Source organism: Rhodococcoides kroppenstedtii, assembly GCF_900111805.1.
GTDB classification, from domain to species: Bacteria; Actinomycetota; Actinomycetes; order Mycobacteriales; family Mycobacteriaceae; genus Rhodococcoides; species Rhodococcoides kroppenstedtii.
The window spans coordinates 102,990-117,306 of the sequence record NZ_FOJN01000012.1 but is presented as its reverse complement, the minus strand read 5'-3'; the positions used below and the strand labels follow the sequence as shown (position 1 = coordinate 117,306).

Sequence of the window (14,317 nt, the reverse complement as noted above, 5' to 3'; positions counted from 1 at the left end):
CCATGACGTCCACTCCCACCCTCGACCTCCCGGTCGTCGCCCTCACCATGGGCGACGCGGCCGGTATCGGGCCCGAGGTCATCGTGCCCGCCGTCCTCGACGAGCGGGTCGCCGCGTGGTGCCGGCCCGTCGTCATCGGCGACGTGGCCCGGTTGCGTTCCGCCGCAGAGATTCTCGGTGTTACGTGCGACGTCGTCGCCGTCGACCACGTCCGCGACGCCGAGTTCCGGCCGGGGCGGATCAACGTGGTCGATCTGGGTCTGATCCCGGCCGACCTGCCCTGGGGTGAGCTGTCGTCCGTGGCCGGTCACGCCGCCTACGAGTACATCCGCGTCGCCAGCGAGCTCGCGGTGGCCGGCGAGGTCCAGGCCATCTGCACGGCACCCCTCAACAAAGAGGCACTGCACGCCGCCGGACACGTCTTCCCGGGTCACACCGAGCTGCTCGCGCATCTCACGGGCACCGAGGAGGTGTCGATGATGCTCTCGACGCCGAAGCTCAAGGTCATTCACGTGACCACCCACATCGGCCTGCTCGACGCGGTGGCGAAGATCGAGCCGGGCCTGGTGGAGCGGACGGTGCGACGGGGGCACGACGCCCTGGTGCGGTCGGGCACGCCGAACCCGAAGATCGGTCTCTGCGGCATCAATCCCCACGCCGGGGAGAACGGACTGTTCGGCTACGGCGAGGAGGACCTGAAGATCGTTCCGGCCGTGGAGGTTCTGCGTGCGGACGGCATCGACGCCGTGGGCCCGCTGCCCGCCGACACCGCGTTCTTCCTCGCCGGGCGCGGCGACTACGACCTCATCGTCGCGATGTACCACGACCAGGGGCACGGTCCGGTGAAGGTGCTGGGAATCGAAGCGGGCGTGAACATCACGGTCGGCCTGCCCGTCATCCGAACCTCCGTCGACCACGGCACGGCCTTCGACATCGCCGGCAAGGGCATCGCCGAATCCGGCAGCATGGTCGAAGCGCTCCGGCAGGCGGCCGAACTCGCGACCAGCACCACCTCCGTCGGCTAGGTTCGGGTCGGAGCGAAGGAGGACCGGTGGCGGTGCGGGAGTCGGAGGTGCGGCGCGCGGAGATCGTGCGACTGGCCAAGACCAGTGGTCTGGCGAGCGTCGACGAGCTCTCGGCGCAGTTCGGCGTGACCGCGTCGACCATCCGCCGGGACCTGTCCCACCTGACGACGCGGGGTCTGCTCGCGCGCACCTACGGCGGCGCCATCGCGCTCGATCCGCATCCGGAGTCCTCGATCCGCCAGCGTGCGGTGGAGGGGTTCGACGCCAAGCGGGCTATCGCGAAATGGGCTGCGGGCGAGGTGCACCCGGGTGAGACGGTACTGCTGGACGCCGGCACCACCGTGGGGGCGATGGGGGAGTTCCTGCGGGACTGCCCTCGCCTGACCGTGATCACGGCCGGCCTCACGGCACTGGAATCGCTGGCGGACGCCGACGACGTGCGGGTCGAGTGTCTCGGGGGAACGCTGCGGCATCTGTCCCAGGGTTTCGTCGGTCCGCTCGCCGAGGCGTCCCTCGCGCGGGTGTCCTACGACCGCGCGTTCCTCGGGGCGGACGCGGTGACGGCGGATCGGGGGATCTGCGAGGCAGAGATCGAGCAGACCCGGCTGAAGGAACTGATGATGGATCGCGCCGGCAGCATCTACGTGCTGGCGCACGCCGCGAAGCTCGGACGACGGCCGTTCCACGCCTGGGCGCCGTTGCCGGCCGGGGTGACGTTGGTGACCGACGCGACCGCAACCGAGGCCGACACCGCGCCCTTCGAGGACGCCGGCATCGTCGTCGTGCGGGTGCAGGCGCCGGCCTGACCACCCCGATCCGCTCCTGTTCCAGCGATCCGCTGCGGTTGCAGCAGGCGCGGATCCCTGGAGGTCGCGCGGATCGGGTGGGGAGGGGCGGGGACCGGCCACGGGCCCACCGCCCGATCCGCTTCTGTTCCAGCGATCCGCTGCGGTTGCAGCAGACGCGGATCCCTGGAGGTCGCGCGGATCGGGTGGGGAGGGGCCGTCAGAGCTCGTCGAGGGTGATGTAGCCGTCCTGCAGGGCCCGTGCCACCAGCGCGGCTTTGGACTTGGCCGACCGGCCGACGGCCTCGTACTTGTCCCGGACGCGGGCGATGTGGGTGCCGACAGTGGCGGGGGAGATGTAGAGCGACCGTGCAACGTCGTCCTTGGAATCGCGCACGATCCAGGCCAGGAGGACCTCGACCTCCCGCGCACTGAGCGCCGGGCGCACCTTCTCGTCCATCAGCGTCTGCATCCGTTTCCCCCCGGGCCGTTCCTGCGGCGTCGATCGACCGCCGGACCGACCGTATGTTCCGATGCGGGGACCGCGACAGACCCCATTTCTGGGGGCACTGCGGGAGAAGGTGCTGAGCGAATGCAACCACACGGACGAGGTCGCCGTCTGTCCCTCGAGCGGCGGACAGACGGCGACCGGTGATGCAGGCCGGGTCACCGACGCGCCCGCCCCCGCGCACACGTTCTCCCAGGGCGTCCGTAAGGGCAACTTCGTGCAGGTCTCCGGCCAGGGTCCGGTGGACCCCGAGACCAACGAGTACCTGTACCCCGGCGACGTCGCCGCGCAGACCACCCGCACCCTGACCAACGTCAAGTCCATCGTCGAGGCGTCCGGCGCCACCTTCGACGACGTGGTGACGCTCCGCGTCTACCTCACCAAGCGCGAGGACTTCGCGATCATGAACGACGCCTACGGCGCCTTCGTGCTCGAGCACACGCGTGGCGACGTCCTGCCCAGCCGCACCACCGTCTTCACCGGACTGCCGCGCGAGGAGATGCTGGTGGAGATCGACGCGGTGGCGATTCTCTGACGCGGTGCGTCTCGAGACGCTCTGACGGCCCGACGCGGCTACACCTCGAGGCGCTGGCGGATGTTCCGATCGGTCATGGCCACACCCTGGCCGATGAACGGCTCGACGATCTTGGCCAGCGCTCGACCGGTGAGCCCGCCGGGGAACTCGTAGCCGAACTCGACGTCGGCGCGGCACCGGTCGTCGTCGATCGGGGTCACGCGCCACCGCGAACTCGTCTCGAACCCGGCCACGGACTGCAGCGCGAAGACCTCGTTCTCCACCCACTCGACCACGTCGAGCGTGGACGTCAGGGTCTTCGGGCCGAGCTTCATCACCGCGTCGAACCGGTCGCCCACGTCCCTGGTCACCGGCCGGACCGGGTCGAACGAGGTGACGCCGAACATCCAGTGCGGCACGTTCGCGTGATCGGACAGGTAGGCGAAGGCGTCGGCCGCGGACACCGCGATCTCGACCTCGCGAGTGATGACGGGCATGCATCCTCCGTGGTGCGTGCAGCCGGACGGGCCGGCAGGGTCGGGCCCCGACAGCTGGACTCGACGACCGTAGGTCACCGGGGGAGGGGAGCGGACGCGAAACGCCGACCTGTGTCGTGACACGACAAATCGGGCACTCTCGGATCATGTCTCGATTTCGCGCTCCCGTGGCCGTGTCCGCCGGCGTTCTCGCCCTCGTTCTGTCCGGATGCTCGTCGACGGAGGACGGGCAGCCCACGGCCGACCCGGCGGCGTCGTCGATCGGGTCCGTGGTCTCGTCCACGGCGCAGTCCGCCACGGCGTCACCCGAGTCGGCGTCGTCGGCGTTCGTGTACCGGCTGCCGGGAACGGGCGTCTTCCCGGAGGGGATCACCGCCGACGACGACTCGTTCTGGGTGACGTCGACGTCCGACGGGGCGGTGTTCCGCGGCACCGTCGGCGATCCGGAGGTTCGGCCGTTCCTGGCGGCCGGGGAGAACGGACGCACGGGTGCCGCCGGGCTGGACGTCGAGGACGGGGACGACGACGAGTCCGGCGTCCTGGTGATCGCCGGCGGTGCGACCGGTCGAGTGTGGGTTCACGATGCGGAAACCGGCGAGCTCCGGGCGACCCTGACCAACGGTCTCGGCGCGGACGCCACGTTCCTCAACGACGTCGTGGTGGGTGACGACGGCGAGGCCTACGTGACCGATTCGCGTAGCCCGGTGCTGTGGCGCGTGCCGCCCGGCGCGCAGGGCGACGGGCAGCTCGAGCCGGCGGTGAACTTCGACGGCACGCCCTTCGTGTACGGCGAGGGCTTCAATGCGAACGGCATCGTCGAGGTCGACGACGACGCTCTGGTGATCGTGCAGTCCTCCACCGGCAACCTGTACCGCGTCGACGAGGACTCCCGCGAGGTGACGCAGGTCGACCTCGGGGGCGCGACCGTGCAGAACGGCGACGGTCTCGAGTACGACGACGACACGCTGTACGTGGTGCGGAACCGGGACGGCCTGATCGCTCGCGTCGACCTGTCCGACGACGGCCGCTCGGGCCGGGTCACCGGGGAGATCCGCGACCCGAGCTTCGCCTACCCCACGACCGCGGCGGCCGTGGACGACCGGCTGCTGGTGGTGAACAGCCAGTTCGACAAGCGGGGCGGCGAGCCGGTGGAGCCGTTCACCGTGAGCGCCGTTCCGCGCTGACGACTCGGCTGCGGAGGAGTGCGGCCGTCGTTATCGGCCGCCGAGGAGTGCGGCCATTGTTCTCGGAAACGACGCGCCCGGGAGGCGCTCGTAGAGCTCGGCCGGCCGGCCGCCGTCGGCCGCGGTGACCTCCCCGGTGCCGTGGATCGCGCCGAGGGCGTGCCGACGGAAGGTGTCCTTGGGGAGCGTGCGGTCGAAGACGATCTCGTAGAGGCGACGGAGGCGTAGCAGGGTGAATCGCGGCCCGAGCAGGCCCGACGGGTCGGGGGCGTCGGCGTAGCGCGTGCGCAGGTCCAGGACGGCGGCGGCGACCATGTCGGCGTGGTCGAAGGCCATGGGCACGGTGGGTCGGCCGTGCTCGATGGTCACCGCGCGGCCGTCGGGCGGCAGGGTGGTCGCGGCGACCTCGGTGGCGTGCGCCATCGACAGCACCCATCCGCGATCGTCGCGATCCGGTGCGTCGAACATGCGGAGCTGGTGGAACGCCACTCCCTCGATTCCGGCTTTGGTGCGGAGCGCCCGACCGGCCGCGTCGGCCAGGGTCTCGCCGGGGTGCAGGAAAGTGCCGGGTAGAGCGTCGCCCCACCGGGAGTCCACGGTCACGACCGCCGGCCCGTGGTCGGTGACGGTGAGCACGGCGACGTCGACCGCGACGGACGGGCGGGGGAAGTCGGTGAGGTCTGACGGCACGCTTGCATCTTAGCGCAGGGTTGATCTATGGTTAGCGCAGAATCGAGCAAAGGGGCACGGAATGCTGACGACGGATCGGATCGACCGGGCCGAGGGTGTCCTGCTGGGAACAGCGGCGGGCGACGCCCTCGGGGCGGGCTACGAATTCGGGTATCCCACCCCCGATCAGGAGATCGCGATGATCGGGGGCGGGCCGTTCGACTGGGCGCCCGGTGAATGGACGGACGACACGTCGATGGCGTTGTGCGTCGCCGACGCGCTGGCGTTGCGCGACGCCGACGCGCCCGCCGGGAGTGCCGACGCCGCAATGCTCGACGCCGTCGCGGCGAACTTCGTCACCTGGTACGACACACGGCCGCCGGACATCGGGAACCAGACGCGGGCCGTGCTCTCCCACCGCGACCCGTCGGCCGACGCGATGACTCGGCGGGCCGCGGGTCTGTCGGGCCGAACCGGGGGCAACGGCTCGCTCATGAGAACGGCGCCCGTCGCCCTGGCGTTCCTGCACGACGAGCGCGCGCTTGCCGACGCGGCCACCCGCATCAGCGCCTTGACCCACTCCGATCCACAGGCCGGGGAAGCGTGCGCCCTGTGGTCCGTCGCCATCCGCCACGCGGTGCTGCACGGAACGTACGACGGCCTCCGCCTCGCCCTGTCCGCGGATCCGGCCCTGTCGCACACCTGGTCGCCCCTGCTCGAGGCGGCGGAAACCGGAACGCCGGCGGACTTCGCGAACAACGGGTGGGTGGTCCACGCCCTGCAGACCGCGTGGTGGGCCATCGCCACGACGGAGGAGGACGAGCGGCAACTGCCGCGGGCGCTCGAGAAGTGCGTCCGGGCCGGCGGCGACACCGACACCACGGCGGCCATCGCGGGTGGCCTGCTCGGCGCTCGCTGGGGGCGTTCGGCGATCCCGGCGGAGTGGATCGAGTTGCTGCACGGGTACCCCGGACGCCGAGCGGCCGACCTGATCACCCTGACCCACACCCTCACGGACGGAGCGTCATGACCACCTCGGGACCCCGGCGACTCGACGTCGTCCTCGGCGACATCACCACGGTCCGGGCGGACGTGGTGGTCAACGCCGCCAACTCCACCCTGCTCGGCGGCGGCGGGGTGGACGGCGCGATCCACCGGGCCGGTGGGCCGGCGATTCTCGATGCCTGCCGCCTGCTGCGCGCGACGACGCTCCCGAACGGACTCGACGTCGGCGCCGCCGTCGCCACGACGGCGGGTCACCTGCCGGCGCACTGGGTGATCCACACCGTGGGCCCGCGGTACTCGGCACGCGAGGACCGGTCGCCGCTGCTGCGGGCTGCGTACGAGCGGTCGTTGATCCTGGCCGACTCGCTGGGAGCCTCGTCGGTCGCGTTCCCGCTGATCTCCGGCGGCGCCTACGGGTGGCCGGTCGAGTCGGCCGTGCGGGAGCAGATCCGGGCGATCCGCGGCGCCGACACGGCCGTCGACGTGGTCACCGTCGTGGCCTTCTCCGCCGCCGTCCGAGACCTCACGCTGCGCGCGATGGCCTAACGCGGTCGCGACATGCGGCCCACGCGCCGGTACTCCACAGCGCCCAGCCGATGAGCAGCGGCTGGAAGAGGAGTCGGATCGCGCGGGCGTTGTCGCTGTCGAGGCCGAACGCGTCCGTGCCGGTCAGATACTGCGAGATGTTGCCGGGGAACACCGCGACGAAGAACGCGGCGACGATCCACCCGACGACGGTCCGTCGCCACCCGGACAGCAGGAGGATCCCGAGCACCACCTCCACGACGCCCGACGCGAGCACCACCGCGTCGACGTCGAGAGGTACCCACGTCGGGACCTGGGCGCGGAATTCCTCACGCGCCCAGAACAGGTGCGACAGTCCCGCGAAGGTGAGGAAGGCGCCGAGAAGCACGCGGGTGACGGTGCGCGGCGCCGACGTCCGGTGGTCCGCCGCGGGTCGTGTCGTCATGTCCGCCAACCTACGCGGCGGATGGGTCTGCACTCGAGGTGATTCTGAACCTGGACCCGAGGCGCGCCGCCGACGACCGTCGTCGGCATGACTTCTGCGAAGACCTCCGTGAGAACCTCCGTCGTCCCCTTCGTCGTCGACGCCCGCGGCACCGGGGTGGCCCAGCACCTGTCGGTGGAGGGCACGGCCGGCCACGAGTTCGACGCCGACGCCTACCCCGCCTTCGGTGGCCGGGACGCCGCGCCGAGCCCGCTGTTCTACGCGCTGGGCGCGCTCACGTCGTGCAACCAGGTGACGGCGAGTCTCGTGGCCAAGGATCTGGGTATCACGCTCGGCGAGTTCACCTTCCGGGTGCAGGGCGATCTGGACACCGGCGTCCTCGTGGCAGGGGAGGACGGTAACGCGAACTTCGACCGCGTCACCGTCGAGGCGACCGTGCAGACCGACGCCGAGGGTGCGGCGTTCGACCGCTTCGTGGCCGAGGTCGAGCGACGCTGCCCGGTCTCGCAGCTGTTCGTTCGCAGCGGCCTCGAGTTCGTCAATCGCTGGGAGCGTGCGGACCTGACCTGACCCGAACCGACCTGCCCCGACGCCGATACCTCTCGCCGGCACACCCGTCACCGAGCACGATGGTGGTGACCCACGAGAGGAAGGCCGTCATGCAGGACGACGCCGCAGTGCCGGACCATGGGGAGAGCAGGCATCTGTCGGTGGTGATCGCGGCCTCGGCGCGCGAGGTCTACGACTACGCCCGACGCCCGGAGAACCTCACGGCGTGGGCGGCGGGCCTCGCGTCGGGGGTCACCCGCGACGGTGACGATCTGGTGACCGAGTCGCCGATGGGAACGGTGCGGGTCCGGTTCGCGGCCCAGAACGACCTCGGCGTGCTGGACCACACCGTCACCCTGCCCGACGGCACCGAGGTCTTGAATCCGTTGCGCGTCGTCCCGCATCCGCACGGTGCGGAAGTGCTGTTCACCGTGCGTCGGCTCGGCATGACCGACGCCGAGTTCGACCGGGACTGCGCGGCGGTCCAGCGTGACCTCGAGACCCTGAAGGGGCTGCTGCAGAGGTGATCAGGCGGCGGACCGGGCCCGCACCTTCTTGGTCACGAACCAGCCGATCAGTGCCACGACCAGGCCGATGACGACGTACTGGAAGACGGAGGCGTAGTTCTCCACGTAATGCCAGTTCTCGCCCAGGTAGTACCCGGCGAGCACGAAGATCGAGTTCCACAGCAAGCTGCCGGCGGTGGTGTAGAGCAGGAACTGCCAGAAGGGCATGCGGGAGACGCCGGCCGGGACGGAGATGCCGGACCGCACCATCGGGATCATGCGGCCGAAGAAGACGGCCGACCGGCCGTGGCGGGCGAACCAATCCTCCGCCTTCGCCAGATCCTCGGTGTCGACGAGGGGCATCCGGTCCACGATCGCGTAGAGGCGGTCCCGGCCGAGCTTCACGCCCAGCCAGTAGAGGACGGCCGCGCCCACCACCGAACCGAGCGTCGTCCAGAACAGCGCGCTGAACAACGAGAAGCCGCCCTGCGACGCCGTGAACCCGGCCAGCGGGAGGATGATCTCGCTCGGAATCGGGGGGAAGAAGTTCTCCACGGCGACGGCGAGGCCGGCGCCGGGGCCTCCGATGGCCTCCATCAGCCCGACGGCCCACCCGGCGAATCCACCCAGTTCTGTACTCGCGGCAGCGGTGACGGTGTCGCTCATGCCTGCACTTTACCGACGGTTTACCCTCCGAGCCGCCGCGCGAGATGCCGACCGGTGTGGCCGGAGTCTCGAAGGAGGTCCGCCGGAGTGCCGGTGAACACCACCCGGCCGCCGTCGTGACCGCCGTCCGGGCCGAGATCGATCACCCAGTCCGACGCCGCGACGACGGCGAGATCGTGCTCGATCACCACCACCGATCGGCCCTCGTCGACCATGCCCGACAGCAGCGCCACCAGGTTGTTCACGTCCGAGGGGTGAAGACCGGTGGTGGGCTCGTCGAGCACCAGCAGCGCCGCCGTACCGGTGAGCTCGGTGGCCAGCTTCAGTCGTTGGCGCTCCCCGCCGGAGAGCGAGGTGAGGTTCTGGCCCAGCGTGAGGTAACCGAGACCGACATCACGGCACCGCCCCAGCACGGCGCGAATCTTCGGCGCCGTGAAGAACTCGAATGCGGCGTCGACGGACATCTCGAAGACGTCCGCGATGGACACGCCGTCCACCGTGTACTTGATCGCCCCCGAGCGGAACCGGCGTCCCTGGCACGTCTCACACGTGCTGGTCACCGGGTCGGTGAAGCCCAGCTCGGTGAAGATGGTGCCGGTGCCCTGGCAGTCCGGGCAGGCCCCGTCGGAATTGGGGGAGAAGAGCGCCGCCGGGCGGCCGGTGCGTTTGGCGAAGTGCGCCCGGATCGGATCCAGCAGGCCGGTGTAGGTCGCGGGCGACGATCGCCGCGACCCGCGGATGGGGGACTGGTCGATCATCACGGCGTCGGGGCGGACGGCCGGCAGATGGTGGTGGATCAGGCTGGACTTGCCGGACCCGGCGACCCCGGTGACGGCGACGAGCACGCCGAGCGGCACGTCGACGGTGACGCTGCGCAGGTTGTGGGTGCGGGCGTTCTCGATGCGCACCGATCCGGTGGGCGTCCGCGGACGACGAGGTGCGGTGGCCACTTCTCGCAGGGCACGCCCGGTGCGCGTGTCCGCGGTGCGCAGGTCCTGCGGCGTGCCGACGAAGACGACGGTGCCGCCGTCCGCCCCCGCCCCGGGGCCGATCTCGACGATGCGATCGGCGACGGCCATCACCTCGGGATCGTGCTCGACCACCAGGACCGTGTTGCCCTTGTCGCGCAGGGCCAGCAGCATCGCGTTCAACCGGTGGACGTCGCGGGCGTGCAGACCGGTGGTGGGTTCGTCGAAGACGTAGAGCATGTCGTTGAGCGTCGACCCGAGGTGGCGCACCATCTTGATGCGCTGCGCCTCGCCGCCGGACAACGACGACGTCGCACGGTCGAGGCTGAGGTACCCCAGGCCGAGATCGCCCAGGCGGCGCAGCTGGGTGACCACCTCCCGCCGCGGTGCGTCGAGAACGCCGAGAGACCAGCCGTCCATGACGTCCGCGAGATCGGAGACCTGCATCGCGAACGCCTCGGGGATCGACAGACCCTCGAGGCGTGCGCCGTGAACCGTCGGGTTGTACCGAGAGCCGCGGCAGGCGGGACAGACGCCGCGGGTGACGATGCGCTCGTAGGCCTCCTTGGCCTTGCCCTTCAGCGTGGCCGCGTCCTTGGTCAGGTAGCTGCGACGGAACTTCGAGAGCAGTCCCTCGTAGGTGGTGAACACGCCGTCGGTGTTCGGCATGGCCACCTCGCCGGGGGCGGCGTCGAGAAAGATGTGCCGCTCCCGCGCCGAGTACTGCTCGAGCGGAACGTCGAGATCGAACAGGCCCGAGTCCGCGTACAGCCGGTAGGGCCATTTGCCCGGCTGGAAGTCGGGATGACGAATGGGTCCTTCGCGCAACGACTTCGAGAAGTCGACCAACTCGTCGACGTCGATCACCTTGGCCTCGCCGAGTCCCTCGCAGTCCGGGCACATGCCGGCCGGATCGTTGAACGAGAACGCGTTGGCGTGGCCGATCGACGGACGGACCCCGCGGGCGTAGAGCATGCGCAGCCAGTCCCCGATGTCGGTGATGGTGCCGACGGTCGATCGGGGCGAGCCGAACAGACGCTTCTGGTCGACGATCACGACGGCCGACAGGTTCGCGATCAGGTCGGCGTCCGGACGCCCGTACGACGGCAGGAAGGTCTGCGCGAACGCGCTGAACGTCGCATTGATCTGCCGCTGCGCCTCGGCGGCGATGGTGTCGAACACCAGCGAGGACTTGCCGGATCCGGACACGCCGGCGAACACCACCAACTCGCCCTTGGGGAGATCGAGATCGATCCCCTTCAGGTTGTTCTCGCGGGCGCCGCGGACGGTGATGGTCGAGAGGGCATCGGTCACGCAGGCCCTTCTACCAGAATCTCACTCCTGATGCGCCTGCAGTTTCGTGAGCCGGTACCGCAGCTTGCCGAGCCGGTCCCGTTCGGTGGTCAGCGTCGCCGTGCGGACGATGTGCGCCTCCCCGAACCGATCGAGCAACAGGTCGTCCACGAGGCGAACGTGGCCGGGCCGATGCTGATAGTCCATGGCCCCCACCACGAACGGCACGCGCGACGGATCGAGAGCGTCCTCGAGTTCTGCACCCGTGGTGATGCCGTTCGCGGTGACGAGGGTGAGCAACCACTCGTAGTGGGTGGGCCGGCTGGAGGCGTATTCGGGCAGCAGATCGGTGACGATGCTGCGCAGCTTCTCCGCCGTCAGTTCCAGGTCCATGCCGCGCGCGGCGTCGGCTGCGCGCAGTTCGGCGATCTTCTCCTTGTGGTGACGGTCCGCGAGCTCGAACTGTTGATCGGCGAGCTCGATCAATCCGGCCGCCAGGGTGAACGCGCGGTCGATCACCGGGGAGCCCTGGGTGCGGGAGTTCTTGAACCGGATGTCGTGCTCGATCTCGGCCCACGCGTGCTGTAGCACCGTGCGAATCTGCACCTCGAACCCGAGACCGACGACGTCCCCGCAGCCGGGCGGAACCCGGTCACCACCCGGCGTGAGGATCAGATGCTTGCCGGCGTAGCCGAACACGCCCGTCTCCTGGGCGAGCGACGACTTGTCGATGGTCTTGAGCAATTCGAACCGCGACGACAACGCCTCCGCCACCCGCTCGATGTCGGAGGTGAGGTAGGTGATGACCCGAACGCCCACGAGGTCCGTCACCTCGGTCAACGGATCGGTGAATTCCAACGAGCCGTCGGGCTTCAGTCGCGCGAACTTGCCGGCCGCGGATTCCACCGACTTGGTGCGGGCTTCCACCGCGTCCACGTCGAGGCCCGCGTCGGCGACGATCGACTCCACCGCTGTGGCCAGGGCGGCCGTCGCCCGCACGAACCAGTCGTAGCGATCGCGGTAGGTACCGACGGGGTCGATCATGGTCGGCTCCTTCTGCATGGTCGCCGATTGTGCCGTATCACCCGACCTCGCCGGTCGGACGCGCCCGGACCGCGCATCTGGTGAACTGGGCGGCATGACCCTCCCCGTGGACACGGCCGTGCTGGTGCTCGTCTCGGGCCTGATCCTGCTGTGGGCGTTGGTGCTCGGGGTCTGGAAATTCCGCGGCATGGCGACCTCGCCGACCGGGCAGGCGCACCCCTACGTCGACATCGCCCACCGCGCGGCGTTGCTCTACTCCTTCGCCACGATGGTGCTCGCCGCGTTGGTGCATTTCGGGGCGTGGTCGACGGCGGTCAACCTGATCGCGTCGGGCGCCGTGGTGTTCTTCTTCGTCGCAGCCATCGTGAGCTACGTCGTCCACGGCGCCCGACGCGACACCGACAACCAGTTCGTGAACCCGGTGCGGGGAACGCACGCGTTCATGGTCGCGCTGGCCGGGGTCGAGATCGTCGGCCTCGGTGTGTTGATCGCCGGGTTCGTGCGGGCGCAGTTCTTCTGACGCGCCGGCGCTGTATCCCTACCGCGCCGGCGCCGGACCGTCAGCGCGCCAGCGCGACGTCGCTCTCGGCGTCGTCGTCGAACGGGTCGCCGTGGCGCGGTGCGTCGTAACGCTCCCGATCGAGAATGCCCTCTCGCTTGGCGACGATGGTGGGCACCAGTGCCTGGCCGGTGACGTTGACGGCGGTGCGGCCCATGTCGACGATCGGCTCGACGGCGAGGAGCAGACCGACACCGGCGAGCGGCAGGCCGAGGGTGGACAGCGTCAGGGTGAGCATGACGGTGGCGCCGGTGGTGCCGGCGGTCGCGGCGGACCCCACGACGGAGACGACGACGATGAGCAGGTAGTCGGTCAGCGTCAGATCGATGCCGTAGAACTGCGCGACGAAGATCGCGGCGATGGCCGGGTAGATCGCGGCGCAGCCGTCCATCTTGGTGGTGGCGCCGAGCGGCACCGCGAACGAGGCGTACTCGCGCGGCACGCCGAGGTTGCGCTCGGTGACGCGCTGGGTGAGCGGCAGGGTGCCGATCGAGGAGCGCGAGACGAAACCGAGCTGGGTGGCCGGCCAGACGCCCGAGTAGAAGCTGCGGACGGACAGGCCGTGCGCGCGCACGATGATCGGGTAGATCACGAAGAACACGATCGCGAGGCCGACGTAGACGGACACGGTGAACACGCCCAGGGACCCGATCGCGTCCCAGCCGTAGCTGGCGACGGCGTTGCCGATCAGGGCGGCGGTGCCGACGGGGGCCAGGCGGATGATCCACCACAGCACCTTCTGCACGATGGCGAGCAGCGAGGCGTTGAAGGTGAGGAACGGCTCGGCGGCCTTGCCGACCTTCAGTGCCGCGATGCCGATGGCTGCGGCGACGACGAGCAGCTGGAGGATGTTGAAGTTCAGGCTGGTCGACAGTGCGCCCTCGGTCTCGCTGGTGCGGGCGCCGAGCGCGAGGAAGTTGTTGGGTACCAGGCCGGTGAGGAAGGACCACCAGGAGCCGGAGGTGGCGGGGGCCTTCTCCAGCGCGGCGTCGACTCCGGTGCGCGATCCCGGCTGCGCGACGAGGCCGATGACGATGCCGACGATCACGGCGACGAACGCGGTGATCGCGAACCACAGCAGCGTCTGGCCGGCCAGGCGGGCGGCGTTGGTGACCGCGCGCAGGTTGGCGATGGAGCTGACGATGGCGGTGAAGACGAGGGGGACGACGGCGACGGTGAGGAGCTTGACGTAGCTCGAGCCGATGGTGGAGAGGGTTTCGACGAGCCAGTTGGGGTTGCCGTCGGCGGCGTCGGGCATGGAGCGGGCGACGAGCCCGAGGACGACGCCGAGGATCAGTCCGGCGACGATCTGGGGTCCGAAGGCGGTGGCCCACTGGGGCAGCCGGCGGGTGGGGGCAGCGCTGGGCGAGGACATAGGTGTGCCTGTTCGACGAGTGCGTGGAGGGGTGACGTGCGCGGAGCGGGGTCACCGACAGATGGCGACGTCGGTGACGCGGAGCGGGGTCACCGACAGATGGCGGCGTCGGTGACGCGGAGCGGGGTCACCGACAGATGGCACTGGCCTGTCTGCGGAGGTCGACGTGTCGACGCGAGGTCAGCAGAAGGGGCACTCGT

17 protein-coding genes and 1 pseudogene are annotated in these 14,317 nt (G+C 70.0%); 9 read left to right on the top strand and 9 right to left on the bottom strand.

Annotated features, from left to right (window positions below; all coding sequences use genetic code 11):
• Positions 1 to 2: 2 nt before the first annotated feature.
• Both pdxA and BMZ18_RS14395 read left to right on the top strand, forming a co-directional pair.
• Positions 3 to 1,025, top strand: a complete 1,023-nt coding sequence (gene pdxA / locus BMZ18_RS20080) for a 4-hydroxythreonine-4-phosphate dehydrogenase PdxA (RefSeq protein ID WP_068360922.1) — start codon at positions 3 to 5, stop codon at positions 1,023 to 1,025.
• A gap of 26 nt (positions 1,026 to 1,051) precedes the next feature.
• Positions 1,052 to 1,831 (top strand): DeoR/GlpR family DNA-binding transcription regulator, encoded by a 780-nt coding sequence (locus BMZ18_RS14395; protein ID WP_068360925.1) that lies wholly within the window; start codon positions 1,052 to 1,054, stop codon positions 1,829 to 1,831.
• A gap of 199 nt (positions 1,832 to 2,030) precedes the next feature.
• On the opposite strand, the gene BMZ18_RS14390 is transcribed toward BMZ18_RS14395, so the two are convergent.
• Positions 2,031 to 2,282 (bottom strand): helix-turn-helix transcriptional regulator, encoded by a 252-nt coding sequence (locus tag BMZ18_RS14390; protein WP_068099809.1) that lies wholly within the window; start codon positions 2,280 to 2,282, stop codon positions 2,031 to 2,033.
• A gap of 190 nt (positions 2,283 to 2,472) precedes the next feature.
• Here BMZ18_RS14390 and BMZ18_RS14385 point away from each other — a divergent pair.
• Positions 2,473 to 2,853: pseudogene (locus BMZ18_RS14385) on the top strand (RidA family protein); the annotation flags it as partial.
• A 38-nt stretch (positions 2,854 to 2,891) separates the two neighbouring features.
• On the opposite strand, the gene BMZ18_RS14380 reads toward BMZ18_RS14385, so the two are convergent.
• On the bottom strand, positions 2,892 to 3,329 hold the full coding sequence (locus BMZ18_RS14380; protein WP_068360928.1) for an SRPBCC family protein: 438 nt from the start codon (positions 3,327 to 3,329) through the stop codon (positions 2,892 to 2,894).
• A gap of 146 nt (positions 3,330 to 3,475) precedes the next feature.
• Here BMZ18_RS14380 and BMZ18_RS14375 point away from each other — a divergent pair, with 146 nt between their 5' ends.
• Complete coding sequence (locus BMZ18_RS14375) at positions 3,476 to 4,513, top strand: SMP-30/gluconolactonase/LRE family protein (RefSeq protein WP_068360930.1); 1,038 nt, start codon at positions 3,476 to 3,478, stop codon at positions 4,511 to 4,513.
• A 30-nt stretch (positions 4,514 to 4,543) separates the two neighbouring features.
• Here the strand turns inward: BMZ18_RS14375 and BMZ18_RS14370 are convergent, their stop codons facing one another.
• Positions 4,544 to 5,203 carry an NUDIX hydrolase gene (locus tag BMZ18_RS14370; RefSeq protein ID WP_068360933.1) on the bottom strand — a complete coding sequence of 220 codons (660 nt, stop codon included), beginning with the start codon at positions 5,201 to 5,203 and terminating at the stop codon, positions 4,544 to 4,546.
• 61 nt (positions 5,204 to 5,264) lie between these two features.
• On the opposite strand from BMZ18_RS14370, the gene BMZ18_RS14365 reads away from it, so the two are divergent.
• Both BMZ18_RS14365 and BMZ18_RS14360 read left to right on the top strand, forming a co-directional pair.
• The gene (locus tag BMZ18_RS14365) at positions 5,265 to 6,212 is read left to right on the top strand and encodes an ADP-ribosylglycohydrolase family protein (RefSeq protein WP_068360936.1); all 948 of its coding nucleotides are present in this window, start codon (positions 5,265 to 5,267) and stop codon (positions 6,210 to 6,212) included.
• The gene (locus tag BMZ18_RS14360; RefSeq protein ID WP_068360939.1) at positions 6,209 to 6,733 is read left to right on the top strand and encodes an O-acetyl-ADP-ribose deacetylase; all 525 of its coding nucleotides are present in this window, start codon (positions 6,209 to 6,211) and stop codon (positions 6,731 to 6,733) included. Before BMZ18_RS14365 ends, BMZ18_RS14360 begins: the two co-directional genes overlap by 4 nt.
• Here BMZ18_RS14360 and BMZ18_RS14355 read toward each other — a convergent pair.
• Positions 6,711 to 7,157, bottom strand: coding sequence for a DoxX family protein (locus tag BMZ18_RS14355; protein WP_068360943.1), 447 nt, complete (start codon positions 7,155 to 7,157; stop codon positions 6,711 to 6,713). The genes BMZ18_RS14360 and BMZ18_RS14355 overlap by 23 nt on opposite strands.
• Positions 7,158 to 7,244: 87 nt before the next feature.
• On the opposite strand from BMZ18_RS14355, the gene BMZ18_RS14350 reads away from it, so the two are divergent.
• On the top strand, positions 7,245 to 7,727 hold the full coding sequence (locus tag BMZ18_RS14350) for an OsmC family protein (RefSeq protein ID WP_068360946.1): 483 nt from the start codon (positions 7,245 to 7,247) through the stop codon (positions 7,725 to 7,727).
• Between the two features lie 65 nt (positions 7,728 to 7,792).
• Complete coding sequence (locus BMZ18_RS14345) at positions 7,793 to 8,233, top strand: SRPBCC family protein (RefSeq protein ID WP_371828507.1); 441 nt, start codon at positions 7,793 to 7,795, stop codon at positions 8,231 to 8,233.
• Here the strand turns inward: BMZ18_RS14345 and BMZ18_RS14340 are convergent, their stop codons facing one another.
• From BMZ18_RS14340 to BMZ18_RS14330, 3 genes are read right to left on the bottom strand one after another with little or no spacing between them, the layout of a single operon-like run.
• Positions 8,234 to 8,878: a DedA family protein gene (locus tag BMZ18_RS14340; protein ID WP_068360949.1), complete on the bottom strand. Its 645-nt coding sequence runs from the start codon at positions 8,876 to 8,878 to the stop codon at positions 8,234 to 8,236. It lies immediately after the preceding gene.
• A gap of 20 nt (positions 8,879 to 8,898) precedes the next feature.
• A complete protein-coding gene (locus BMZ18_RS14335) occupies positions 8,899 to 11,160 on the bottom strand; it encodes an ATP-binding cassette domain-containing protein (protein ID WP_068360953.1) in 2,262 nt (753 codons plus the stop codon).
• A 21-nt stretch (positions 11,161 to 11,181) separates the two neighbouring features.
• Positions 11,182 to 12,201 (bottom strand): GTP pyrophosphokinase, encoded by a 1,020-nt coding sequence (locus BMZ18_RS14330; protein ID WP_157889487.1) that lies wholly within the window; start codon positions 12,199 to 12,201, stop codon positions 11,182 to 11,184.
• 76 nt (positions 12,202 to 12,277) lie between these two features.
• Between BMZ18_RS14330 and BMZ18_RS14325 the strand changes: the two genes are divergently transcribed.
• Positions 12,278 to 12,703: a hypothetical protein gene (locus BMZ18_RS14325; protein ID WP_068361065.1), complete on the top strand. Its 426-nt coding sequence runs from the start codon at positions 12,278 to 12,280 to the stop codon at positions 12,701 to 12,703.
• 40 nt (positions 12,704 to 12,743) lie between these two features.
• On the opposite strand, the gene BMZ18_RS14320 is transcribed toward BMZ18_RS14325, so the two are convergent.
• The gene (locus tag BMZ18_RS14320) at positions 12,744 to 14,117 is read right to left on the bottom strand and encodes a dicarboxylate/amino acid:cation symporter (RefSeq protein ID WP_068360956.1); all 1,374 of its coding nucleotides are present in this window, start codon (positions 14,115 to 14,117) and stop codon (positions 12,744 to 12,746) included.
• 127 nt (positions 14,118 to 14,244) lie between these two features.
• Positions 14,245 to 14,313, bottom strand: a complete 69-nt coding sequence (locus BMZ18_RS20330; protein WP_371828508.1) for a putative leader peptide — start codon at positions 14,311 to 14,313, stop codon at positions 14,245 to 14,247.
• Positions 14,314 to 14,317 lie beyond the last annotated feature (4 nt).